The 23,303-nt window shown below is 73.0% G+C and carries 17 protein-coding genes; 11 read left to right on the top strand and 6 right to left on the bottom strand.

Going from position 1 to position 23,303, the window contains the following annotated elements:
• The first annotated feature begins 3 nt into the window (after positions 1-3).
• The 4 genes from ACIRRU_RS15180 (at position 4) to ACIRRU_RS15165 (ending at position 8,552) form a co-directional block, all read left to right on the top strand.
• Positions 4-2,967, top strand: coding sequence for an FAD-binding and (Fe-S)-binding domain-containing protein (locus ACIRRU_RS15180; protein WP_403680167.1), 2,964 nt, complete (start codon positions 4-6; stop codon positions 2,965-2,967).
• 231 nt (positions 2,968-3,198) lie between these two features.
• Positions 3,199-4,665, top strand: coding sequence for a Gfo/Idh/MocA family protein (locus tag ACIRRU_RS15175; protein ID WP_403680164.1), 1,467 nt, complete (start codon positions 3,199-3,201; stop codon positions 4,663-4,665).
• Between the two features lie 162 nt (positions 4,666-4,827).
• Positions 4,828-6,774: an ABC transporter transmembrane domain-containing protein gene (locus ACIRRU_RS15170; RefSeq protein WP_403680161.1), complete on the top strand. Its 1,947-nt coding sequence runs from the start codon at positions 4,828-4,830 to the stop codon at positions 6,772-6,774.
• Positions 6,771-8,552 (top strand): ABC transporter ATP-binding protein, encoded by a 1,782-nt coding sequence (locus tag ACIRRU_RS15165; protein ID WP_403680158.1) that lies wholly within the window; start codon positions 6,771-6,773, stop codon positions 8,550-8,552. The genes ACIRRU_RS15170 and ACIRRU_RS15165 overlap by 4 nt, the downstream gene beginning before the upstream one ends.
• 49 nt (positions 8,553-8,601) lie before the next feature.
• Here ACIRRU_RS15165 and ACIRRU_RS15160 read toward each other — a convergent pair whose 3' ends face one another.
• Positions 8,602-10,140, bottom strand: coding sequence for a fused MFS/spermidine synthase (locus ACIRRU_RS15160; protein ID WP_403680155.1), 1,539 nt, complete (start codon positions 10,138-10,140; stop codon positions 8,602-8,604).
• Positions 10,141-10,377: 237 nt separating this feature from the next.
• On the opposite strand from ACIRRU_RS15160, the gene ACIRRU_RS15155 reads away from it, so the two are divergent.
• A complete protein-coding gene (locus ACIRRU_RS15155; protein WP_403680152.1) occupies positions 10,378-11,739 on the top strand; it encodes an NAD(P)/FAD-dependent oxidoreductase in 1,362 nt (453 codons plus the stop codon).
• A gap of 43 nt (positions 11,740-11,782) precedes the next feature.
• Here the strand turns inward: ACIRRU_RS15155 and ACIRRU_RS15150 are convergent, their stop codons facing one another.
• Complete coding sequence (locus ACIRRU_RS15150; RefSeq protein WP_403680149.1) at positions 11,783-13,318, bottom strand: ATP-dependent DNA ligase; 1,536 nt, start codon at positions 13,316-13,318, stop codon at positions 11,783-11,785.
• 92 nt (positions 13,319-13,410) lie between these two features.
• The gene (locus tag ACIRRU_RS15145) at positions 13,411-14,202 is read right to left on the bottom strand and encodes a metal-dependent hydrolase (protein ID WP_403680146.1); all 792 of its coding nucleotides are present in this window, start codon (positions 14,200-14,202) and stop codon (positions 13,411-13,413) included.
• 77 nt (positions 14,203-14,279) lie between these two features.
• Here ACIRRU_RS15145 and ACIRRU_RS15140 point away from each other — a divergent pair, with 77 nt between their 5' ends.
• The gene (locus ACIRRU_RS15140) at positions 14,280-16,853 is read left to right on the top strand and encodes a DEAD/DEAH box helicase (RefSeq protein WP_403680144.1); all 2,574 of its coding nucleotides are present in this window, start codon (positions 14,280-14,282) and stop codon (positions 16,851-16,853) included.
• Between the two features lie 34 nt (positions 16,854-16,887).
• Positions 16,888-17,763: an acyl-CoA thioesterase II gene (locus tag ACIRRU_RS15135; RefSeq protein ID WP_363202298.1), complete on the top strand. Its 876-nt coding sequence runs from the start codon at positions 16,888-16,890 to the stop codon at positions 17,761-17,763.
• 3 nt (positions 17,764-17,766) lie between these two features.
• On the opposite strand, the gene ACIRRU_RS15130 is transcribed toward ACIRRU_RS15135, so the two are convergent.
• Positions 17,767-18,000, bottom strand: a complete 234-nt coding sequence (locus ACIRRU_RS15130) for a DUF6011 domain-containing protein (RefSeq protein WP_363202297.1) — start codon at positions 17,998-18,000, stop codon at positions 17,767-17,769.
• 110 nt (positions 18,001-18,110) lie between these two features.
• On the opposite strand from ACIRRU_RS15130, the gene ACIRRU_RS15125 reads away from it, so the two are divergent.
• Both ACIRRU_RS15125 and ACIRRU_RS15120 read left to right on the top strand, forming a co-directional pair.
• On the top strand, positions 18,111-18,635 hold the full coding sequence (locus ACIRRU_RS15125; protein ID WP_403680141.1) for a GNAT family N-acetyltransferase: 525 nt from the start codon (positions 18,111-18,113) through the stop codon (positions 18,633-18,635).
• A 68-nt stretch (positions 18,636-18,703) separates the two neighbouring features.
• The gene (locus ACIRRU_RS15120) at positions 18,704-19,192 is read left to right on the top strand and encodes a glutathione peroxidase (RefSeq protein ID WP_403680138.1); all 489 of its coding nucleotides are present in this window, start codon (positions 18,704-18,706) and stop codon (positions 19,190-19,192) included.
• Between the two features lie 51 nt (positions 19,193-19,243).
• Here ACIRRU_RS15120 and ACIRRU_RS15115 read toward each other — a convergent pair whose 3' ends face one another.
• Positions 19,244-20,470: an acyl-CoA dehydrogenase family protein gene (locus ACIRRU_RS15115; protein ID WP_363202294.1), complete on the bottom strand. Its 1,227-nt coding sequence runs from the start codon at positions 20,468-20,470 to the stop codon at positions 19,244-19,246.
• A 186-nt stretch (positions 20,471-20,656) separates the two neighbouring features.
• Between ACIRRU_RS15115 and ACIRRU_RS15110 the strand changes: the two genes are divergently transcribed.
• On the top strand, positions 20,657-21,331 hold the full coding sequence (locus ACIRRU_RS15110) for a TetR family transcriptional regulator (RefSeq protein WP_403680135.1): 675 nt from the start codon (positions 20,657-20,659) through the stop codon (positions 21,329-21,331).
• Between the two features lie 28 nt (positions 21,332-21,359).
• Here the strand turns inward: ACIRRU_RS15110 and def are convergent, their stop codons facing one another.
• A complete protein-coding gene (gene def, locus ACIRRU_RS15105; RefSeq protein ID WP_403680132.1) occupies positions 21,360-21,929 on the bottom strand; it encodes a peptide deformylase in 570 nt (189 codons plus the stop codon).
• Between the two features lie 113 nt (positions 21,930-22,042).
• Here def and ACIRRU_RS15100 point away from each other — a divergent pair, with 113 nt between their 5' ends.
• Positions 22,043-23,281: a MurT ligase domain-containing protein gene (locus ACIRRU_RS15100; protein WP_403680130.1), complete on the top strand. Its 1,239-nt coding sequence runs from the start codon at positions 22,043-22,045 to the stop codon at positions 23,279-23,281.
• Positions 23,282-23,303: the final 22 nt, after the last annotated feature.

Raw genomic sequence — 23,303 nt, 5'->3', positions numbered from 1 at the left:
GCCATGCCGCTGCTGGAACCCGACCCGAAAGCCCTGCGAGCCGGTACGGCACGGGCCCCCGCCCCCGACCGGGTCACCGACCGCAGTGCGGGCGGCACCCCGGAGCCGCTGCGCTCCGAGCTGATCGCCCTGCTCGGCGCGGACAAGGTGCTGTGGAAGGTGTCCGACCTCGTGCGGTACGCCTCCGACGCCAGCCCCTACCGCTTCCTCCCCCGGGTCGTCCTGGTCCCGAAGGACCTCGCCGACGTCTCCGCGATCCTCTCCTACGCCCACGACAACGGCCGCGCCGTGGTGTTCCGGGCCGCGGGCACCAGCCTCAACGGCCAGGCGCAGGGCGAGGACATCCTCGTCGACGTACGCCGTCACTGGACCGGGACCGAGGTGCTGGACGACGGCGCGCGGGCCCGGATCCGGCCGGGGACGACGGTGCTGCGGGCCAACGCCGCGCTCGCCCGGTACGGCAGGCTGCTGGGGCCCGACCCGGCGAGCGCCATCGCCTGCACCCTCGGCGGGGTCGTCGCCAACAACGCCTCGGGGATGACCGCGGGCACCACCCGCAACTCCTACCGCACGCTGGCCTCGCTCACCTTCGTCCTGCCGAGCGGGACCGTGGTCGACACCGCCGGTCCGGCCGCCGACGAGGAGCTGGCCCGCGCCGAACCGGAGCTGTGCGCCGGGCTGCTGGGGCTGAAGGCGGAGATCGAGGCGGACGCGGAGCTGAGCGCCCGCATCCGCGCCAAGTACACGATCAAGAACACCAACGGCTACCGCCTGGACGCCTTCCTGGACGGGGCGACGCCGGTGGGCATCCTGCGCGGGCTGATGGTGGGCTCCGAGGGGACGTTCGGCTTCATCGCCGAGACCGTCTTCGACACCCTGCCGCTGGAGCGGCGCGTCTCCAGCGCCTTGCTGTTCTTCCCCTCCCTCGCCGCCGCCGCGACCGCCGTGCCCCGGTTCAACGAGGCGGGGGCCATCGCGGTGGAGCTGATGGACGGCAACACCCTGCGGGCCTCGGTGAGCGTGCCGGGCGTTCCGGCGGACTGGGCGGCGCTGCCCCGGGAGACGACGGCGCTGCTGGTGGAGTTCCGGGCGGCCGACGAGGCGGGGCAGGAGGCGTTCGAGAGCGCGGCCCAGGCGGTCGTGGCCGGTCTGGACCTGGTCCGTCCGGCGGCGTCGGTGACCAACACGTTCACCCGGGACGCCGCCGCGATCGCCGGGTACTGGAAAGCCCGCAAGGCGTTCGTCACGGCGGTCGGCGGCTCCCGGCCCTCGGGCACCACGCTGATCACCGAGGACTTCGCGGTGCCGCCCGCCCGGCTGGCCGACGCCTGCCGGGCGCTGCTGGAGCTCCAGTCGCGGCACGGGTTCGACGCCGCGGTGGCCGGTCACGCCGCCCATGGCAACCTGCACTTCCTGCTGGCCTTCGACGCGGCGGAGCCGGCGGACGTCGAGCGGTACGACGCGTTCATGCAGGAGTTCTGCGCGCTCGTCGTGGACCGGTTCGACGGGTCGCTGAAGGCGGAGCACGCCACCGGCCGCAACATCGCCCCGTTCCTGGAGCGGGAGTGGGGACCGCGCGCCACGGAGCTGATGTGGCGCACCAAGCAGGTCATCGACCCGGCGGGGGTGCTCGCCCCGCGGATCGTGCTGGACCGGGACCCACGAGCCCATCTGCGGGGGCTGAAGACCATCCCGAAGGTGGAGGCGGTCGCCGACCCGTGCATCGAGTGCGGGTTCTGCGAACCCACCTGCCCCAGCCAGGACCTGACGACCACGCCGCGTCAGCGCATCGTGCTGCGCCGGGAGATGATGCGCCAGGCCGACGGCTCGCCGGTGGAGACGGGGCTGCTGGACGCCTACGGCTACGACGCGGTGGACACCTGCGCCGGGGACTCCACATGCAAGCTCGCCTGCCCGGTCGGCATCGACACCGGGGCGATGATGAAGGACTTCCGGCACCGCGGGCACACGCCGCGCGAGGAGCGGGTCGCCGCCCTCGCCGCGAAGAACTTCCGGGTGGTGGAGGCCTCTGCCCGGCTCGCCGTGGCGGCCGCCGACGCGCTCGGGGAGCGGGTGGGCGACCGGCCGCTGCAAGCGCTGACACGTCTCGCCCGCAAGGCCGTGCGCCCCGGTCTCGTACCGGAGTGGCTGCCGCAGATCCCCGGCGCGGCGGCCCGGCGGCTGCCGCCCACGACCCGGGCCGGGGCAAGTGCCGTCTACTACCCGGCGTGCGTCAACCGGATCTTCGGCGGGCCCGACGACGGGCCGGGGCTCTCGCTGGCCGAGGCGGTGGTGGCGGTGTCCGGGCGGGCCGGGAAGCCGGTGTGGATTCCCGGGGACGTGGCGGGCACCTGCTGTGCGACGATCTGGCACTCCAAGGGGTACGCCGAGGGCAACGAGGTCATGGCGAACCGGATCGTGGAGGCCGCCTGGGGCTGGACGGCGGGCGGGACGCTGCCGCTGGTCGTCGACGCCTCCTCCTGCACGCTCGGCATCGCCGAGGAGGTGGTGCCCCACCTCACTGCGGACAACCGGGAGCTGCACGAGGAGCTGACGGTCGTGGACTCGCTGGTGTGGGCGGCCGAGGAGCTGCTGCCGGAGCTGACGGTCACCGAGCGGACCGGCGCGGCCGTCGTGCACCCGACGTGCTCGATGCAGCACCTCGGCGACGAGCGGCAGTTGGGCGTGCTGGCCGCCGCCTGCGCCGAGGAGGTCACCGTGCCGGACGACGCGGGGTGCTGCGCCTTCGCGGGCGACCGGGGCATGCTGCACAAGGAGCTGACCGACTCGGCGACGGCCAAGGAGGCGGCGGAGGTCGGCAGCCGCTCCTACGACCTCTACCTGTCGGCGAACAGGATGTGCGAGATCGGGATGGAACGGGCCACCGGACACCCCTACCGATCGGCCCTGATCGCGTTGGAGCGCGCCACCCGGCCACCCGTCCGCCGAGCGCCCCGAAGGCGCTGAGAAAGGCTCACAACTGAGCGCTCGAAGGCCCCAACTGGTTGCACCAGTCGGGGTTTTCGCGTAGGAGAACAAAAGTCCAAGGTTTGGTGACGAGAGTCCACATAGTTCTCTTGCGCAACGTCAACCTCACCCTCCAGGGTCCTTACCGAGACCCGCTCCCCGCAGGCGTTCCTGCCCGGGGACCGGTGCTGCTCGCGCACGTCTGGACCGCCAACCCCACCTGGAGGCTCGATGAACGACGACGCCCGGCCCGCACCGGAACCGCGGGATCTCTCCCCGCACGACGGCAGCGCCGACGAGGCCGGACGACAGGACCCGAGCCGCCGTTCGGTGCTGTGGACCACGGCGGGCGTGGCCGGAGCCGGACTGGGGCTCGGTGCTCTGGGCGGCGGCACCGCGTCGGCCTCCGGCCCGGTCGCACCCGAAGCCGTGGCGGCCGCGCCCGCCCGGCAGGGCCGCACCATGGTGGGCGTGCCCTTCGAGCGGCGCTCGACGGTACGGGTCGGGATCATCGGGCTCGGCAACCGCGGCGACAGCATGATCGACCTCTTCCTCGCCCTCCCCGGCGTCCAGGTCAAGGCGGTGTGCGACACGGTCCGGGACAAGGCGGAGAAGGCCGCCAAGAAGGTGACGGCCGCCGGTCAGCCCGCCCCCGCGATCTACGCCAAGGACGAGCACGACTACGAGAACCTCTGCAAGCGCGGGGACATCGACTTCGTCTACGTGGTGACGCCGTGGGAGCTGCACTTCCCGATGGCGAGGACGGCGATGCTGAACGGCAAGCACGTCGGGGTGGAGTGCCCGATCGCGATGCGCCTGGACGAGCTGTGGCAGCTCGTGGATCTCTCCGAGCGCACCCGGCGGCACTGCATGCAACTGGAGAACTGCTGCTACGGCAAGAACGAGATGCGGGTGCTGCGCATGGCGCACGCGGGTCTCTTCGGCGAACTGCAGCACGGCGCGGGGGCCTACAACCACGATCTGCGTGAGCTGATGTTCGACCCCGACTACTACGAGGGCCCGTGGCGGCGGCTGTGGCACACCCGGCTGCGCGGTGACCTCTACCCCAACCACGGATTCGGTCCGGTCGCCAACTACATGGACGTCAACCGGGGTGACCGGGTCGTCAGCATCAGCAGTGTCGGCACCACCCCCCTGGGTCTCGCCGCCTACCGCGAGGAGCACATGCCCGCGGGCGACCCGAGCTGGAAGGAGTCGTACATCGGGGCCGACCGGACCATCAGCCTCGTGCAGACCGCCAAGGGCCGGGTGATCCGGCTGGAGCACGATGTGTCGTCGCCGCACCCGTACTCGCGGATCAACAGCCTCGGCGGGACCAAGGGCGTGTTCGAGGACTACCCGGAGCGGATCTATCTGGAGCCCACGAACACCGACCACCAGTGGGACGACTTCGCGAAGTACGCCGAGTGGGACCACTGGCTGTGGAAGGAGCACGCCAATCCGCCGGGCGGCCACGGCGGGATGGACTACATCATGGTGTTCCGCCTGATGCAGTGCATGCGGCTCGGGCTGGTGCCCGACTTCGACGTGTACGACGCGGCGGTCTGGACGGCGCCGGTGCCGCTGAGCCATCTGTCCATCAAGGCCAAGGGCGCGCCTCTGCCGATCCCGGACTTCACCCGGGGCGAGTGGAAAAAGGCCCGGCCGGGGACGGACTCGGAGAAGCCCGCCGGATGACGCCGGGCCCCGCGGGGTCCCGGGCCTGCCTGCCCGGGACCCCGCGGGGCGGGAAAACCGGTTGCCCAGGAATGGGACGAACAGGGAACCTTGCACGTCGCCCCGGAGCGGAGTCCGCGGGGGCGCCGTTTCGTCAGCCCCGTTCACCAGCCCTGGGACGTCATGCAGATTCGCGACCTTCCGTACTCGGATCCCGGCGACCCCGATGTCCGCTCCGGTCCCCGCTTCCTGCTCTGGCTCGGGCGCAACCAGCTCGCCGGACAGCTCACGTCGCTCTCCTGGGGGCTGCTGCACCAGCTGGGCATCGCCGGACTTCCGCTCGCCGTGGGGCTGGCCGTGCAGGCCGTCGTCGACCGCTCCGGCGGCCGCCTCGCCCTGGTGGGCGCGCTGATCGTGGCGCTCGGCGTGGTCATCGCCGTCGGCGACACCATGCTCCACCGCGCCGCCGTGACCAACTGGATCACCGCGGCGGCCCGGGTGCAGCAGCTGCTCGCCCGCAAGACCGCCGAGCTGGGCGCGGCGCTGACGCGCCGGGTCGCGGCCGGTGAGGTCGTCGCCGTCTCGACGGGCGACGTGGAGAAGATCGGCTGGTTCGTCGAGGCGCTGTCCCGCTTCGTCGCCGCGACCGCCGCGCTCGTGATCGTCTGTGTGGGTCTGGTCCTCTACCTCCCCTCCCTCGGTGTGCTGGTGGCCCTGGCCGTGCCGGTGCTGGCCCTGGCCGTCCTGCCGCTGCTGCCGCCCGCCACCCGGCGCGCGGACGAGCAGCGCGACAAGGCCGGAAAGGCCACCGAGCTGGCCTCGGACACGGTGGCCGGACTGCGGGTGCTGCGCGGCATCGGCGGCGAGAGCCTGTTCCTCGGCCGCTACCGCCGCGCCTCCCAGGAGGTCCGCCGGGCCGCGGTCCGTTCGGCCCGGATGTGGGCGCTGATCTCGGCGGTGCAGGTGCTGCTGCCGGGCATCCTGCTGATCTCGCTGGTCTGGTACGGGGCGACGCTCGCCCGGGACGGCCGCGTCGACGTCGGCCAGCTGGTCACGGTCTACAGCGCGGCCACCCTGATGCTGTTCCCGCTGCGTCACTTCGAGGAGATCGCGATGGCGTACTCCTTCTCCCGGCCGTCCGCGCAGCGCGCGGTCCGGGTGCTGTCGCTGCGCCGCGCCGCGCGGGAGGCCACCGTCGAGGGCGTGGCACCGTCCGGCGATCTGTACGACCCGGCTACCGGGCTGATGGCCCCGGCCGGCCGGTTCACCGCCGTCGTCTGCGGCGACCCGGACGAGGCGGGACGGCTGGCCGAGCGGCTCGGCGGCCACGCCCAGACCGAGGACACCCGGACCGGCCCCGCGCGAACCGGGAACGAGCGGAACGGTCAGGCGCGGACCGGCCAGACCCAGAACGGCCAGGCGAACGGCCAGGCCCAGAACGGCGACGCGGAGCCGGAGACCCCGGCGGCCCCCTCGGTGCTGCTCGGCGGGGTGGCCCTGGACGAGCTCCCGCTGGACGCCGCCCGGACCGCGGTGCTGGTCCAGGACAAGGACCCGGTGCTGCTCTCCGGCACCCTCGGGGAGCTGCTGGACGTCCCGTCGTCCGGACTGGTCACCGCCGCGGCCGCGTTGGAGGCCGCCCAGTGCGAGGACGTGCTGAGCGCCCTGGCGCAGGCCTCCCCCGACGACGACGGCGACCCGGCGCGGACCCGGATCACCGAGCGCGGCCGGTCCCTCTCCGGCGGCCAGCGCCAACGCCTGGCACTGGCCCGGTCGCTGGTCACCGACCCACCGGTGCTGGTGCTGGACGAGCCGACCTCCGCGGTCGACTCGCACACCGAGGCACGGGTCGCCGCCGGGATCGCGCGGCTGCGCCGGGGCCGTACGACGGTCGCCTTCGCCTCGTCGCCGCTGCTGCTGGACGCCGCCGACCGGGTGGTCCTTGTCCACGAGGGCAGCGTCGTGGCCGTCGGGAACCACCGCGACCTGCTGCGCGCCGAACCCCGCTACCGGGCGGTCGTCACCCGGGAGACCGACGAGGAGGCGGCCGCCGCGAACGGCCTCGGAGGCGTCCCCGCCATGAAGGACGCCCAGGAAGTCACCGTCCAGGAAGTCGAGGAGAGGGCATGATCGGCGTCGCACCTCCGGCGTACGACCCCGCGGCCCCGGAGTCGGCCACCACGCTGCCCGTGGGCACGCCGACGACCGTACGGAGTTACGTACGGGGTCTGCTGCGGCGCCACCGCGGAGCGTTCACCGTCCTGATCGCGGTCAACGCGGTGGCGGTGATCGCGTCGATCACCGGGCCGTATCTGCTGGGCGCCCTGGTGGAGGACCTGTCCGCCGGGGTGAGCGACCTGCATCTGGAGCGCACGGTCGCGGTCTTCGCGCTCGCGCTGGTGGTGCAGACGGTGTTCACCCGCTCCATGCGGCTGCGGGGGGCGATGCTGGGCGAGGAGATGCTCGCCGACCTGCGCGAGGACTTCCTCGTACGGTCGGTGGGGCTGCCGCCGGGCGTTCTGGAGCGGGCCGGGACCGGTGACCTGCTGTCGCGGATCACCACGGACATCGACCGGCTGGCGAACGCGATGCGCGAGGCCGTGCCGCAGCTGGCGATCGGCGTCGTCTGGGCGGGACTGCTGCTCGGCGCGCTCACGGTGACCGCTCCCCCGCTGGCGGCGGCCGTGCTGATCGCGCTGCCGGTGCTGGTCGTGGGCTGCCGCTGGTACTTCCGCCGGGCCCCCTCGGGGTACCGCTCGGAGGCCGCCGGTTACGCGGCCGTCGCCGCGGTGCTCGCGGAGACCGTGGACGCCGGGCGGACCGTGGAGGCGCACCGCCTCGGTGGCCGCCGGGTGGCGCTGTCGGACCGGCGGATCAAGGAGTGGACGGCGTGGGAGCGGTACACGCTGTTCCTGCGCTCGGTGCTGTTCCCGGTCGTCAACGCGACGTACGTGACGATCCTCGGCGCGGTCCTGCTGCTCGGCGGCTGGTTCGTGCTGGAGGGGTGGCTGACGGTCGGGCAGCTGACGACGGGGGCGCTGCTGGCGCAGATGATGGTCGACCCGATCGGGCTGATCCTGCGCTGGTACGACGAGTTGCAGGTGGCCCAGGTGTCGCTGGCCCGGCTGGTCGGCGTCCGGGAGATCGAGCCGGACGCGGGCGAGGCCGGGGTGGACCCGGACGGCCGGACGGTACGGGCGGACGACGTCCGCTTCGGCTACCGCGAGGGCGTCGACGTGCTGCACCGGGTGTCGCTCGACGTGGCGCCGGGCACCCGGCTCGCCCTGGTCGGCCCGTCCGGCGCGGGCAAGTCGACGCTGGGGCGGCTGCTGGCGGGGATCTACGCCCCGCGCACGGGTGAGGTGACGCTCGGCGGGGCGGAGCTGTCGCGGATGACGGCGGAGCGGGTCCGGGAGCAGGTGGCGCTGGTCAACCAGGAGCACCATGTCTTCGTCGGGTCGCTCCGGGACAATCTGCGCCTCGCGCGGGAGGGGGCGGGGGACGCGAAGCTGTGGGTGGCGCTGGCCGCCGTCGACGCGGACGGCTGGGCGCGGGCCCTGGCGGAGGGGCTGGACACCGAGGTCGGGTCGGGCGGCTTCGCGCTGACCCCGGCGCAGGCCCAGCAGATCGCCCTGGCCCGGCTGGTGCTGGCCGATCCGCACACGCTGGTGCTGGACGAGGCGACCTCCCTGCTGGACCCGCGGGCGGCCCGTCATCTGGAACGCTCACTGGCCCGGGTCCTGGAGGGCCGGACGGTGATCGCGATCGCGCACCGGCTGCACACCGCGCACGACGCCGATGTGATCGCGGTGGTGGAGGACGGCCGGATCAGCGAGCTGGGCAGCCATGACGAACTGGTCGCGGCGGACGGCGCGTACGCGTCGCTGTGGCGGTCCTGGCACGGCTGAGCGGGGCGCGGTCCCGCGCGGGTCCGCCGCGGGTCCGCCGCGGGCCGGGTCAGCTGACCGTGCGGGTGCGGTGCGGCTGGAGGAGCTGGTCGACGGGGGCGTAGTCGTCGGTGAGCACTTGGGCGTCGCCGGTCCAGGCGGCGACGGCCGCGCCGGTGGCGATCCGCCAGTCGGTCTCCCGGGTGTCCAGGGCAGCCTGGACCGCGGGGGCGTCGAGCGGCCGGTCGGAGGCGACCACCACGAGGTTGCCGCCCTCGACGCCCGCGGCGGGGTCCAGGCCGATGTCCCCGGGCCTGCCGACGAGGGCGACGTGCTCGAAGACGGAGGCGAGGGTGGCGGCCTGGGCGCGGGCGAAGGCCAGCGGGCCGTGGTCGATGAGGTTGGCGGCGTACACCCCGTCGTCCTTGAGCACCCGGCGTACGTCCCTGAGCGCCTCGGAGGTGGTGAGGTGCCAGGGCACGCTGACGCCGCCGAAGGCGTCGCCGACGACGAGATCACGGCTGTCGGCGGCCTGCCGCTTCAGGCCCAGCCGTCCGTCCTCGACGCGTACCTCGATCCCGGTGGTCTCCCCCAGGGCGAGCCGTTCGCGGTCGATGCGGACGACCCCGCCGTCGATCTCGGAGACGAGGCTGCGGGTGCCGGGGCGGGTGCTCGCGAGGTAGCGGGGGAAGGTGAGGCCGCCGCCCCCGAGGTGGTGCGCGGCCAGTGGCGTGCCGGTGGGGAAGGCGGTGTCGACCACGGCCGCGAGGGCGCGGATGTACCCGAACCGGAGGTACGTGGGGTCCTCGACGTCGACGTAGGAGTGGCGCAGACCGTCCAGGACCAGGGTGCGGCCGCTCGCCCGGTCGGGGTCCGCGACGATCCGGGCGCAGTGGTAGCGGGTCTCCGCGTCGCAGCCGCCCGGGGCGAACGCGGTGGCGAGGGAGCCAACGACGACGGTGGCCAGCGCCACCGCGGAGGCCCGCCGCCACCGGCGCGCCTGCCATCCGGCGAGCGCCGCGCCGATCACGAGCAGCACCCCCAGGCCGATCAGGATGGCGCTCACCGGCAGCCGCGAGACGAGGACGAACCCGGTGAGGACGGTGCCGACGATGGCGCCGAAGGTCCCGACCCCCGACAGGCGTCCCACGACCGTCCCGGTCTCCGCGAGGCTGGTCAGCCGCAGCTTCGTCACCAGCGGGGTCACCGCGGAGAGCAGGGCGCCGGGCACCAGGAGCGTCGCCGCCGCGACCAGCAGGAGCAGCGGCGGGGCCCACTCCGCGGTGGTGCGCAGCAGCAGCGGGGTGAGCGCGACGACGACACCGGAGACGCCGAGCGCGGGGCTGATCAGCGGGTGCGGGTCGACCTGGTCGGCGAGCCGCCCGCCGAGCCAGGAGCCGAGGGCGATCGCGGAGAGGGCGATGCCGATGACCAGGGTGCTGGTCTCCAGCGTGAGGCCGAGGTAGGGGGCGAGCAGCCGCAGCGCGACGATCTCGACGACGAGGACCGCGGCGGAGGACGCGAAGACGAGGACCGCCGCGGCGCGGGGGCCCAGGCCGCGGCCGGGAGCGGGGAGGTCCGCCACGGGCGGTGAGGACGGTGGGGTCACGGCAGCATCCTCGCACGGGGCGGAACGGGTGGTCCCGGCCCCAACGGGCCGTGCGGGCAGGCCGATCCGCAGGGCGCCGCCGGGAGCTTCGGGCCGCCGCGCGCCCGGTGGGCGGGCCCCGTTTCACCCCCGCCGGGAGGCGGATGACGAGACGTCCGGTGAGGATGAGGGGTGAATCACCCGGGATACGGGGCAGGCGAGCGCAGAACCACGCAAGCCCGAGAAGGGACGCAGACCGTGGCACCACCCAGGATTCTCGTTGTCGGCGCCGGTTTCGCAGGCGTCGAATGCGTACGGCGCCTGGAGCGCAGGCTGGCTCCGGGCGAGGCTCAGATCACGCTCGTCACACCGTTCTCGTACCAGCTCTACCTGCCGCTGCTCCCCCAGGTGGCCTCCGGGGTGCTGACGCCCCAGTCGGTCGCGGTGTCGCTGCGCCGCAGCCGCCGTCACCGGACCCGGATCGTGCCGGGCGGGGCGATCGGCGTGGACACGAAGGCGAAGGTCTGCGTGATCAGGAAGATCACGGACGAGATCGTGAACGAGCCCTACGACTTCATCGTGCTGGCGGCGGGCAGCGTCACCCGGACCTTCGACATCCCCGGGCTGCTGGACCACGCGCGCGGGATGAAGACACTGGCCGAGGCCGCGTACGTCCGGGACCACGTCATCGCGCAGCTGGATCTGGCGGACGCCAGCCGGGACGAGGCCGAGCGGGCCTCCCGGCTGCGGTTCGTGGTGGTCGGCGGCGGATACGCGGGCACGGAGACCGCCGCCTGTCTGGAGCGGCTCACCACCAACGCGGTGAAGCACTATCCGCGGCTGGACCCGAAGCTGATCAAGTGGCACCTGATCGACATCGCTCCCAAGCTGATGCCGGAGCTGGGCGACAAGCTGGGGCAGGCCGCCCTGGAGGTGCTCCGCAAGCGGAACATCGAGGTGTCGCTCGGGGTCTCGATCGCCAAGGCCGACGCGGAGGAGGTCACGTTCACCGACGGGCGGGTGCTGCCCTGCCGGACGCTGATCTGGACCGCGGGGGTCGCGGCGAGCCCGCTGATCGCCACGCTCGGCGCGGAGACGGTACGCGGACGGCTCGCCGTGACGCCGCAGCTGCGGCTGCCCGGCGCGGACGGGGTGTTCTCGCTCGGAGACGCGGCGGCGGTGCCCGATCTGGCGAAGGGCGACGGGGCGGTCTGCCCGCCGACCGCCCAGCACGCGATGCGCCAGGGGCGGGTGATGGCGGACAACCTGATCGCCTCGCTGCGGGCGCAGCCGCTGAAGGACTACGTCCACCGGGACCTGGGTCTGGTCGTGGACCTGGGCGGCCGGGACGCGGTGTCCAAGCCGCTGGGCGTCGAGCTGCGCGGGGCGCCCGCGCAGGCGGTGGCGCGCGGCTACCACTGGTCGGCGCTGCGGACGAACGTCGCCAAGACCCGGGTCATGACGAACTGGCTGCTGAACGCGGTCGCCGGGGACGACTTCGTCCGGACCGGGTTCCAGTCCCGCAAGCCGGCGACGCTGCGGGACTTCGAGTACACGGACGGCTATCTGACGCCCGAGCAGGTCAGGAAGTACACCGAGTCGGCGGTCATCCAGCACTGACCGCCGTCCGCTGAGCGCGCCCCGCCGGCCCGGTGGGGCGCGCTCAGCGCTGCCGGGACAGCACGGTCTCCACGGTGTCGGCCTCCTCGGCCCTCTTGTCCTCGCGGTAGCGCAGGACGCGGGCGAAGCGGAGGGTCACCCCGGCGGGGTAGCGGGTGGAGCGCTGGAGTCCGTCGTAGGCGATCTCGACGACGAGTTCCGGGCGTACGGTCACGACGTGCCCGTCGTCGCCGGTGGCCAGGGCGCCCAGCTTCTCGGTCTGCCACTCCAGCAGGGCGTCGGTGAGCCCCTTGAAGGTCTTGCCGAGCATCGCGAACGTACCGTCGGGGCGGCGGGCGCCCAGGTGCAGGTTGGAGAGCTTGCCCGTGCGCCGGCCGCTGCCCCACTCGACGGCCAGCACCACCAGGTCCAGGGTGTGCACGGGCTTCACCTTGAGCCAGGACGCGCCCCGCCGCCCCGCGCTGTAGGCGGCGGCCAGGTCCTTGACGACGACGCCTTCGTGGCCGCGCTCCAGGGTGTCGGCGAGGAACGTTCCGGCGGCCTCGCGGGCCCCCGGGTCCGCCGGGTCGGGGACGAGGACGCGCCGGACCCGCAGGTGTTCGGGGACCAGCCGGGCGAGGGCGCTGTGACGTTCGGCGAAGGGCAGGTCGAGCAGGTCCTCGCCGTCCACCGAGAGGGCGTCGAAGAAGACCGGGACGACGGGCACGTGCGCCGCGGCACCGGCCACGTCCCGCCGGGAGCCCACCCGGGAGGCGGTCTCCTGGAAGGGGCGCGGCCTGCCGTCCTCCCCCAGGGCGATGACCTCGCCGTCCAGGATGAAGCGGTCCGCCGGGAGCGCGGCGACGGCGGCGACTAGTTCGGGCAGCCGGTCGGTGATGTCGTCGAGGGTCCGGGTGTAGGCGCGGACCCGGTCGCCGTCCCGGTGCACCTGCACCCGCACGCCGTCCAGCTTCTCCTCCACCGCGCAGGGCCCCAGCCGGTCGACGGCCTCGCCGACCGAGGCGGCGGTCTGCGCGAGCATCGGCTGGACGGGCCGCCCCACGGTCAGCCGGAAGGCGGCGAGCGCCGGGGGTCCGTCCGCGAGGAGGACCGTGGCCACCTCCTGGAGCGACCCGGCGAGCATCACGGCCCGCCGGACGTCGGCGGGCGGGGCCTGTGCGGCCTGGGCCAGGGCGTCGGCGGCGAGCGCGTCCAGGGCGCCCTGCCGGACCTCGCCGGTGAGCAGGGCCCGCAGGAACCGCTGCTCGTCCTCGGTGGCGGCGGCGAACAGGGCGCGCAGGTGCTCCTTGCGCCGGGCCTGGGAGCCGGGGCCGGAGACGGCGGCGAGGGCGGTCAGTCCGGCATCGACGCCGGTGACGGTGAGGGTGGGTTCGGACGCGGGCTCCACCGGGTCGCCGAAGGACCGCCACCCCACCCCGATGCGGCCCTGGGGCAGCCGTCCGGCGAGGTAGGGGATGACCACGGGCACGTCCTCGGGTCCGGCGTCCTGGAAGAGACCGGCGAGGAGCGCCACCTTCCTGGAGCGGGCGGAGGTGGCGGCGACTTCCAGGGAGACCTGGGCGAGCTCGGCGAGCAGCATGCGGCCATGGTGCTACGCGCCGGGGCGCACCGCCCGCCGGCGGGGTTGCGGGCGCGTCGCCCGCCGGGGCCCGGGGCGGCGCTCGCGCCGGGTCATATGTAGTTGAGCGCGGCCGCCCCGCCCACTCCCCCGGCCAGCATGAACACGGGCATCAGGATCTTGTTCTCCACCCAGCTCCCGGCCCGGAAGCGCATGAACTTCGGGGGGCCGAGCGGATACCACCGCTTGCCGGCGATCGGGAGCGGCCACAGGATCGGGCAGCCCGAGACGGTCAGGGCGTCGCCGATGTCGTGGACCAGCGCTCCCAGCACGATGGGCAGGCCGAGCCACATGTACTCCTGCCCCGGGGCGTCGAAGAGCCAGTCGGCGCCGTGGCCCGGCTGGTCCAGGACTCCGGCCAGGATCCAGGCGCTGGTCGCCCCCAGCAGCCAGACGAGGACGTCGCTGGAGACCCGGGCGGCCCGCCACAGCAGCCCCTCGACGGCGAGCACCAGGTGGACGAAGAGGATCGCCAGGACCGCCCAGCGTCCGCCGGAGACGGCGGCGAAGGAGCAGGCCGCCCCCATCAGGACGGCGAAGAACCAGGTGTGGGTGAGGGTGCGGTGGCCGCCGGTGCGGCGGGGGTCGGCCGTGCTCCTGGTGGCCTTGTAGACGGCGTACGAGAGCTTGTCGGTGATCTCGCAGAGCGCCTTGGAGACGGGGCCGAAGGCGCGCGAGATGGTCGCGGCCTTGTGGTCGAGGTCGGGGGCGAGCGCGGCTCCGGCGCTGATCAGCGCCCCGACGACCAGGACGGGCCAGGGCATCGTGTACCCCGTGGCGGCGGCCGCCGCGCCCACCCCCAGCCAGGCCGCCGCCCCTGACAGCGAGTGTGCCGGTCCCATCATGGTCGCCTCAGCCCCCAGTGCGTCACGGGCCCATCGCCGGTGCGGCGCGGGCTGGTTGAGAGCGCAGCGTATCGCCCATGATCTTGGTCGCGTCGGCCGGTTCCCTGATCCGGTCGCACGGCAGGCAAGATGGGGGCGTGACCCTCATCGACCAGCTGCCGCAGACCGCCGACCCGGACGCCCTCTTCGAGGCCTTCTCGTCATGGACCGAGAGCCAGGGCATCACGATGTACCCGGCACAGGAGGAGGCGCTGATCGAGGTGGTCTCCGGGGCGAACGTGATCCTGTCCACCCCGACCGGGTCGGGCAAGAGCCTGGTGGCGGCGGGCGCGCACTTCACCGCGCTGGCCCAGGACAAGGTCACCTTCTACACCGCTCCGATCAAGGCGCTGGTCTCGGAGAAGTTCTTCGACCTGTGCAAGCTCTTCGGCACCGAGAACGTCGGGATGCTCACCGGTGACGCCTCGGTCAACGCGGACGCCCCGGTGATCTGCTGCACGGCCGAGGTCCTGGCCTCGATCGCGCTGCGCGACGGGAAGTACGCCGACATCGGCCAGGTCGTGATGGACGAGTTCCACTTCTACGCCGAACCGGACCGGGGGTGGGCCTGGCAGATCCCGATCCTGGAGCTGCCGCAGGCGCAGTTCGTGCTGATGTCCGCGACGCTCGGCGACGTCTCGATGTTCGAGAAGGACCTGACCCGCCGCACGGGCCGCCCGACCTCCGTGGTGCGCTCGGCGACCCGCCCGGTGCCGCTGAGCTACGAGTACCGCTTCACGCCGATCACCGAGACGCTGACCGAACTGCTGGACACCCGGCAGTCGCCGGTCTACATCGTGCACTTCACGCAGGCGGCGGCCGTGGAGCGGGCGCAGTCGCTGATGAGCATCAACATGTGCACGAAGGAGGAGAAGGAGAAGATCGCCGATCTGATCGGCAGCTTCCGCTTCACCACCAAGTTCGGCCAGAACCTCTCCCGTTACGTACGCCACGGGATCGGGGTGCACCACGCGGGGATGCTGCCCAAGTACCGCCGTCTGGTGGAGAAGCTGGCGCAGGCGGGCCTGCTGAAGGTGATCTGCGGGACGGACACGCTCGGCGTCGGCGTCAACGTGCCGATCCGCACGGTGCTGTTCACCGCGCTCACCAAGTACGACGGGACCCGGGTGCGGACCCTGCGCGCGCGGGAGTTCCACCAGATCGCGGGGCGCGCGGGGCGGGCCGGGTTCGACACGGCCGGGTTCGTCGTGGCGCAGGCCCCCGAGCACGTCATCGAGAACGAGAAGGCGCTGAAGAAGGCGGGCGACGACCCGAAGAAGAAGCGCAAGGTGGTCCGCAAGAAGGCCCCCGAGGGCTTCGTCGCCTGGTCGGAGACGACGTTCGACAAGCTGATCCAGTCCGAGCCGGAGCCGCTCACCTCCCGTTTCCGGGTCACCCACACGATGCTGCTCGCGGTGATCGCCCGCCCCGGCAACGCCTTCGAGGCGATGCGGAGTCTGCTGGAGGACAACCACGAGCCGCGCCGGGCGCAGCTGCGGCACATCCGCCGGGCCATCGCCATCTACCGCTCGCTGCTGGACGGCGGGGTGGTGGAGCGGCTTGAGACGCCGGACGCCGAGGGCCGGATCGTCCGGCTGACGGTCGACCTCCAGCAGGACTTCGCGCTCAACCAGCCGCTCTCCACGTTCGCGCTGGCCGCGTTCGACCTGCTGGACGCCGAGTCCCCGTCGTACGCGCTGGACATGGTCTCGGTCGTGGAGTCGACGCTGGACGACCCCCGGCAGATCCTGGCGGCCCAGCAGAACAAGGCGCGCGGCGAGGCCGTGGGGCAGATGAAGGCGGACGGGGTCGAGTACGAGGAGCGGATGGAGCGGCTCCAGGAGGTCACCTACCCCAAGCCGCTGAGCGAGCTGCTGTGGCACGCCTACGACGTGTACCGCCGGAGCCACCCGTGGGTGAGCGACCACCCGGTGTCGCCGAAGTCGGTGATCCGGGACATGTTCGAGCGGGCCATGACGTTCACGGAGTTCACCTCGCACTACGAGCTGGCCCGCACCGAGGGCATCGTGCTGCGGTATCTGGCGAGCGCGTACAAGGCGCTGGAGCACACGGTCCCGGACGACCTGAAGTCCGAGGACCTCCTGGACCTGATCTCCTGGCTGGGTGAGATGGTGCGGCAGGTGGACTCCAGTCTGCTGGACGAGTGGGAGCAGCTGGCCAACCCGGAGGTGGAGACCGCCGAGGAGGCCCAGGAGAAGGCCGACGAGGTCAAGCCGGTCACCGCGAACGCCCGCGCCTTCCGGGTGCTGGTGCGCAACGCGATGTTCCGCCGGGTGGAGCTGGCCGCGCTGGACCGGGCCGGTGACCTGGGCGAGCTGGACGGCGAGGCCGGGTGGGACGAGGACGCGTGGGGCGAGGCGCTGGACGCGTACTGGGACGCCCACGAGGAGATCGGCACCGGCCCCGACGCGCGCGGCCCGAAGCTGCTGAAGATCGACGAGGACCCGGCGCACGGTCTGTGGCGGGTCTGGCAGGCGTTCGCCGACCCGGCGGGCGACCATGACTGGGGCATCCGGGCCGAGGTGGACCTGGCCGCCTCCGACGAGGAGGGCCGGGCGGTCGTCCGGGTCACCGAGGTCGGCCAGCTGTGAACAACCCCCTGGCACTGGAGCGGAGAGACACGGCATGACGAATCCGGCCGAGCACCTGGTCGACCTTCTCGATCTGGAGCGCATCGAGGTCAACATCTTCCGGGGCCGCAGCCCCGAGGAGTCCCTGCAACGGGTCTTCGGCGGGCAGGTGGCGGGCCAGGCACTGGTCGCGGCGGGCCGGACCACCGACGGGGAGCGGCCGGTGCACTCGCTGCACGCCTACTTCCTGCGGCCGGGCCACCCCGGGGTGCCGATCGTCTACCAGGTGGAGCGGGTGCGCGACGGCCGCTCCTTCACCACCCGCCGGGTCACGGCCGTCCAGGAGGGCCGGACGATCTTCAACCTGACGGCGTCCTTCCACCGCCCCGAGGAGGCGGGCTTCGAGCACCAGCTGCCGCCCGCCCGGATCGTCCCGGACCCGGAGGAGCTGCCGACGGTCGCGGAGGAGGTGCGTGAGCACCTGGGCGCGCTGCCCGAGGCGCTGGAGCGGATGGCCCGGCGCCAGCCCTTCGACATCCGGTACGCGGACCGGCTGCGCTGGACGAGCGAGGAGATCAGGGAGGCCGATCCGCGCAGCGCGGTGTGGATGCGCGCGGTGGGCCCGCTGGGCGACGACCCGCTGGTGCACACCTGCGCGCTGACGTACGCGAGCGACATGACGCTGCTGGACGCGGTGCGGATCCCGGTGGAGCCGCTGTGGGGGCCGCGCGGCTTCGACATGGCGTCCCTGGACCACGCGATGTGGTTCCACCGGCCGTTCCGGGCGGACGAGTGGTTCCTGTACGACCAGGAGTCGCCGATCGCGACGGGCGGCCGGGGGCTGGCGCGCGGCCGGATCTACGACCGTTCGGGTCAGCTGCTGGTGTCGGTGGTGCAGGAGGGTCTGTTCCGGCGGCTGGAGCGGCCGTAGGTCTCAGGTGCCCGGCAGCGGGTCCTGTTCCACCTCGTGGCGGCGGGTGCGGATGTCCGGCGGCGCGGGGTGCAGCTTGGCGTCGCAGGTCGGGCCGAGGCCGGTGCGGCGCGAGTCGGTGCCGGTGAGCGGGCGGCCGCAGAGGCGGCAGCGGACGACGCGGTCGGCCGCGTCACCGGAATGCCCCTCCTGATCGACTGCGGGCAGCGGTTCGGGGAAGGGTTCGGGAGACCGCACGGCAAGATCCTTCCTCATCGCGGACAGCGCAGGGGTCCATGATCCACCCTGGCCGGTGTCCGCGCCTCCCCCGACCCGTGACCGTTCCGCTCGAAAGGACCCCGTCGCCCATGACCGAGATCGTCCATGTCTCCGCTCCCGAACTGGTCACCTACGCCGACGAGATGGCCGAGCTGCTGGTGGAGACCGTCGAGGAGGGGTCGTCGGTGGGTTTCCTGGCCCCGTTGGACCGGGAGACGGCCGCCGACTGGTGGCGGGAGCGGGCCGGGGACACCGGAGCGGGGCGGATCGACACCTGGATCGCCCGCGAGGGCGCCCGGGTGCTGGGGACGATCGCGCTGGTCCGCGCGCCGCTGCCGAACGCCCGGCACCGCGCGGAGGTCGCCAAGCTGATGGTCCGCTCCTCCGCCCGGGGCCGGGGCGTCGGGCGGACGCTGCTGGACGCGGTGGAGGCGTACGCGGCGAGCGAGGGCATCACGCTGCTGATCCTGGACACGGAGTCCGGCAGCCTCGCGGAGCAGGTCTACTGCAAGGCGGGCTGGACGCGGGTCGGCTCGGTGCCGGGATACGCGGCGGACCCCTCGGGCAGTCTCCGGCCGACCACCTTCTACTACAAGCAGCTCGCCGCACCGTGAGCGGCGGGCGGCACGATGGTCACACGCCGGAACACGGGCAACAGGCAACAGGCAACAAGGAGAGATTCATGACGCTGCACGACATTCCGCTGCGCACCCTTGCGGGCGAGCCGACGACGCTGGGCGCGTACAGCGGCCGGGCCGTCCTGCTGGTGAACGTGGCCTCCAAGTGCGGGCTCACCCCGCAGTACGAGGGGCTGGAGCGGTTGCAGCAGACGTACGGGGACCGGGGGCTGACCGTGCTCGGCGTGCCGTGCAACCAGTTCGCGGGTCAGGAGCCGGGCAGCGCGGAGGAGATCCAGACCTTCTGCTCGACGACGTACGGGGTCAGCTTCCCGCTGCTGGAGAAGGTGGACGTCAACGGGGCGGACCGGCACCCGCTGTACGCGGAGCTGACGAAGGTGGCGGACGCGGACGGCGAGGCCGGGGACGTCCAGTGGAACTTCGAGAAGTTCGTGATCTCGCCCGCCGGTGAGCCGGTGGCCCGGATCCGCCCGCGCACCGAGCCGGAGGCGGCGGAGGTCGTCACGGCGATCGAGGCGCAGCTGCCGGGCTGAGCCGCGCGGCGGGGAGGGGGCCGTCGGTGACGGCCCCCTCCCCCGTCTCCGCTAGCGGATCGGCATGCCCGACAGGGTGCGGGCGATGACCAGGCGCTGGATCTCGCTGGTGCCCTCGAAGATGGTGTAGATGGCCGCGTCGCGGTGCATGCGCTCGACGGGATACTCCCGGGTGAAGCCGTTGCCGCCGAGGATCTGGACGGCCTGCGCGGTGACGTCCCGGGCGGTCTCGCTCGCGTACAGCTTCGACATGGAGCCCTCGGCCGAGGTGAACGGCTTGCCTGTGGTGGCCATCCAGGAGGCGCGCCAGACCAGCAGCCGGGCGGCGTCGATACGGGTGCGCATGTCGGCGAGCTGGAAGGCGATGCCCTGGTTGTCGATGATCGGGCGGCCGAACTGGCTGCGGGTCTTCGCGTAGTCCAGGGCGACCTCGTAGGCGGCGCGGGCGGTGCCCACGGCCATCGCGCCGACGGCCGGGCGGGATGCCTCGAAGGTCGCCATCGCGGCGTTCTTGACCCGCTCGCCGCCCGCCTTGGCGCGCTCCCGGGCGCGGGCGAGGCGCTCGTCGAGCTTCTCCTTGCCGCCGAGGAGGCAGTGGCCGGGGACGCGGACGTCCTCCAGGACCACCTCGGCGGTGTGCGAGGCGCGGATGCCGTGCTTCTTGAACTTCTGGCCCTGGGAGAGGCCGGGGGTGCCGGGCGGCACGATGAAGGAGGCGTGGCCCTTGGAGCCGAGACCGGGGTCGACGACGGCGACGACCACGTGGACGCCGGCTATGCCGCCGTTGGTCGCCCAGGTCTTGGTCCCGTTGAGCACCCACTCGTCCTTGGCCTCGTCGTAGACGGCCCGGGTGCGCATGGCGGCGACGTCGGATCCGGCGTCGGGCTCCGATGAGCAGAAGGCGGCCACCTTCACGTCGTCGGCGTCGCCGTACATCTGCGGGATCCAGGTGCCGATCTGCTCCTCGGTGCCGTTGGCGAGGACGCCGACGGCCGCCAGGCCCGTACCGACGATCGACAGCGCGATTCCGGCGTCGCCCCAGAACAGCTCTTCCATAGCCACGGGGATGCCCAGCCCCGTAGGGTCGAAGAACTGCTGGGCGTAGAAGTCCAGGGAGTAGATGCCGACCTTGGCCGCCTCCTGGATGACGGGCCAGGGCGTCTCCTCACGCTCGTCCCATTCCGCGGCGGCGGGGCGGATGACATCCGCCGCGAAGCCGTGGAGCCAGTCGCGGACCTGCTTCTGGTCGTCATTGAGGTCAAGCGTGAACTCGGCCATGTTTCCCCTCCAGGCACTGCGGCGAAAACCCGTGCGTTACTTGCGGTAACACCAGTGTGTTACCGGCAAGTAGCAACTGTCAACAGCCCCGGTGACGCCCGGCCTCCCCGTCCGGCGGGGTGTTACGTTGCCAGGCGTGCAGGAGCGGTGCGACGGCATCGCGCGGCCAGGGGTGGGAGAAACGACATGGAGACCGCACGAGGCGCGGAGCGACAGCGGAGTACGGCCGAGCGCCGACGCCGCGAGTTGCTCGAAGCCGCGGACCGGGTGGTGCTCAGGGACGGCCCGCAGGCCTCGATGAACGCGATCGCCGCCGAGGCCGGGATCACCAAACCGATCCTCTACCGGCACTTCGGGGACAAGGGCGGTCTCTACCGCGCGCTGGCCAAGCGCCACACCGACGCACTCCTCAGCGCCCTGCGGGCGGCCCTCGACGCCCCCGCGGAGCGCCGCGCGCGGGTGGAGGCCACGCTCGACACCTATCTCGCGGCGATCGAGGCCCGCCCCCAGGTCTACCGCTTCCTGATGCACCCCTCCGACGGATCGGCCGACGGCTCCGACGCCGCCCCCGTCCCGGAGCAGGGCTTCGACGTCGGCCGGCACTCCGCCCCGCTGCTGCGCCGCCTGGGCGAGGAGCTGGGCCAGGTGATCGCCGAGCGGGTGGACCTCGGCCCGGACGACGCACAGACGGCCCGCATCTGGGGGCACGGCATCGTGGGCATGATGCACGCGGCGGGCGACTGGTGGCTCGGCGACCGGCCCTGCTCCCGCGAGCAACTGGTGCGCAGCCTCGCCGACCTGCTGTGGGGGCGGCTCGCGGAGGTGGGCGACCGCGACGGCCACGGCGGCCCGGGGTTCTAGGGTCCGCCCTCACCCGGCCGCCGCCGGTTCACGGGACCTTCGGGGTGCCCTGACCCTCCCGCCGGGCCCACGGCGCCCGGCGGGCCGCGCGCAGCGCCCGGGTGCGTCGCAGCCCGGTCAGCCGATCGGTGTAGACCCGGCCCCCGAGGTGGTCGCACTCGTGCTGGAGGCACCGGGCGAACCACCCGGTGCCCGCGATCCGCACCGGTTCGCCGGTCAGGGTCAGCCCCTCGACGACCGCGTGGTCGAAGCGTTCGGTGCCCGCTTCCAGGCCCGGCAGCGACAGACAGCCCTCCGGTCCGCGTACGGTGACTCCGTCCGCCTCGACCAGTTCGGGATTGACCACGTGTCCCAGATGGCGGACATCGTCGTCGTCCGGACAGTCGTAGACGAACACCCTCAGCGGGACGCCGATCTGGTTGGCGGCGAGCCCGACACCCCGCGCGGCGTACATCGTGGCGAACATGTCCTCGACCAGCTCCGCCAGCGCCGGGCCGAAGTCGGTGACCTCGTCGCAGGCCCGGTGGAGCAACGGATCGCCGAGCAGCGTCATCGTACGGACGCGTCCGGAACTGCCGGGGATCGGGCGGTTTCGCATGCGGGCAAGCGTACGTTCCGCCGGACCCGGCAGTTCCCGTGGTGCCGCGGTGCGGCCGCCGCGCCGGACATCGATAGGCTGGGCGCGGACCGATGCAAGGAGGATCTAGGACGATGGCAGGCAACACGGAGCCGTTGTCGCCGCGGGCCAAACTGGCCGTGACGGCGGGCAAGGCCGCGGCGGCGGTGTCACGCGCCGCGGGGCGGGGCAGCGGATCGGTGATCGGCGGCCGGGTGGCGCTCAAACTCGACCCCGACCTGCTGGGGCGGCTGGCGCAGCACCTGGACGTGATCCTCGTGTCGGCGACGAACGGCAAGACGACCACCACCCGGCTGATCGCCGAGGCGCTGCGGGCCGCGGGGCCCGTGGTCTCCAACGCGCTCGGCGCGAACATGCCGGCGGGCATCACCTCGGCGCTGGCCGGCGGCTCGGACGCGAAGTTCGGCGTGATCGAGGTGGACGAGAAGTACCTGGCCGGGGTCGCCCGCGACACCACCCCCAAGGCGATCGCGCTGCTCAACCTCTCCCGCGACCAGCTGGACCGCGCGGCCGAGACCCGGATGATGGCCGAGCACTGGCGCGAGGGCCTGTCCGGCTCGAAGGCCGTGGTCATCGCCAACGCGGACGACCCGCTGGTCGTCTGGGCGGCCTCCTCCTCGCCCAACGTGGTGTGGGTGGCGGCCGGTCAGGCGTGGAAGGACGACGCCTGGTCCTGCCCGTCCTGCGGCGGCGTGATGCAGCGCCCCGGCGACGACTGGTTCTGCGGGCAGTGCGGCTTCCGCCGCCCCGCCCCGAGCTGGGCGCTCAACGGCGACTACGTCCTGGACCCGCACGGTTCGGCCTGGCCGATCCACCTCCAGCTGCCGGGCCGCGCCAACAAGGCGAACGCCACCAGCTCGGCCGCCGTGGCCGCCGTCTTCGGTGTGCCGCCGCAGGTCGCGCTGGAGCGCATGTACCAGGTGCAGGCGGTCGCCGGACGCTACGACGTGGTGGGCTTCAACAACCGTGAGCTGCGGCTGCTGCTGGCGAAGAACCCGGCGGGCTGGCTGGAGACGTTCTCGCTGATCGACCCGCCGCCGACCCCGGTGGTCCTCTCGGTCAACGCCCGCGGCGCGGACGGCACGGACACCTCCTGGCTGTGGGACGTGGACTACACCCAGCTGGCCGGTCACCCGATCCTCGTGCTCGGCGACCGCAAGCTGGACCTCGCGGTCCGCCTCGAAGTGGCCGGTCTCGACTTCCGGGTCTGCGAGAACCTCGACGAGGCCGTGCAGTACGCCCCGCCCGGCCGCATCGAGGTCATCGCCAACTACACCGCCTTCCAGGATCTGCGCCGTCGTGTCGGCAACTGACCCCGGCCACGGCCACCTCCGG

Origin of the sequence: Streptomyces sp. NPDC101181, assembly GCF_044767975.1 — a bacterium.
Taxonomy (GTDB): domain Bacteria; phylum Actinomycetota; class Actinomycetes; order Streptomycetales; family Streptomycetaceae; genus Streptomyces.
The sequence above is the reverse complement of the archived record's forward strand: the minus strand, read 5'-3'. Positions and strand labels throughout refer to the sequence as shown.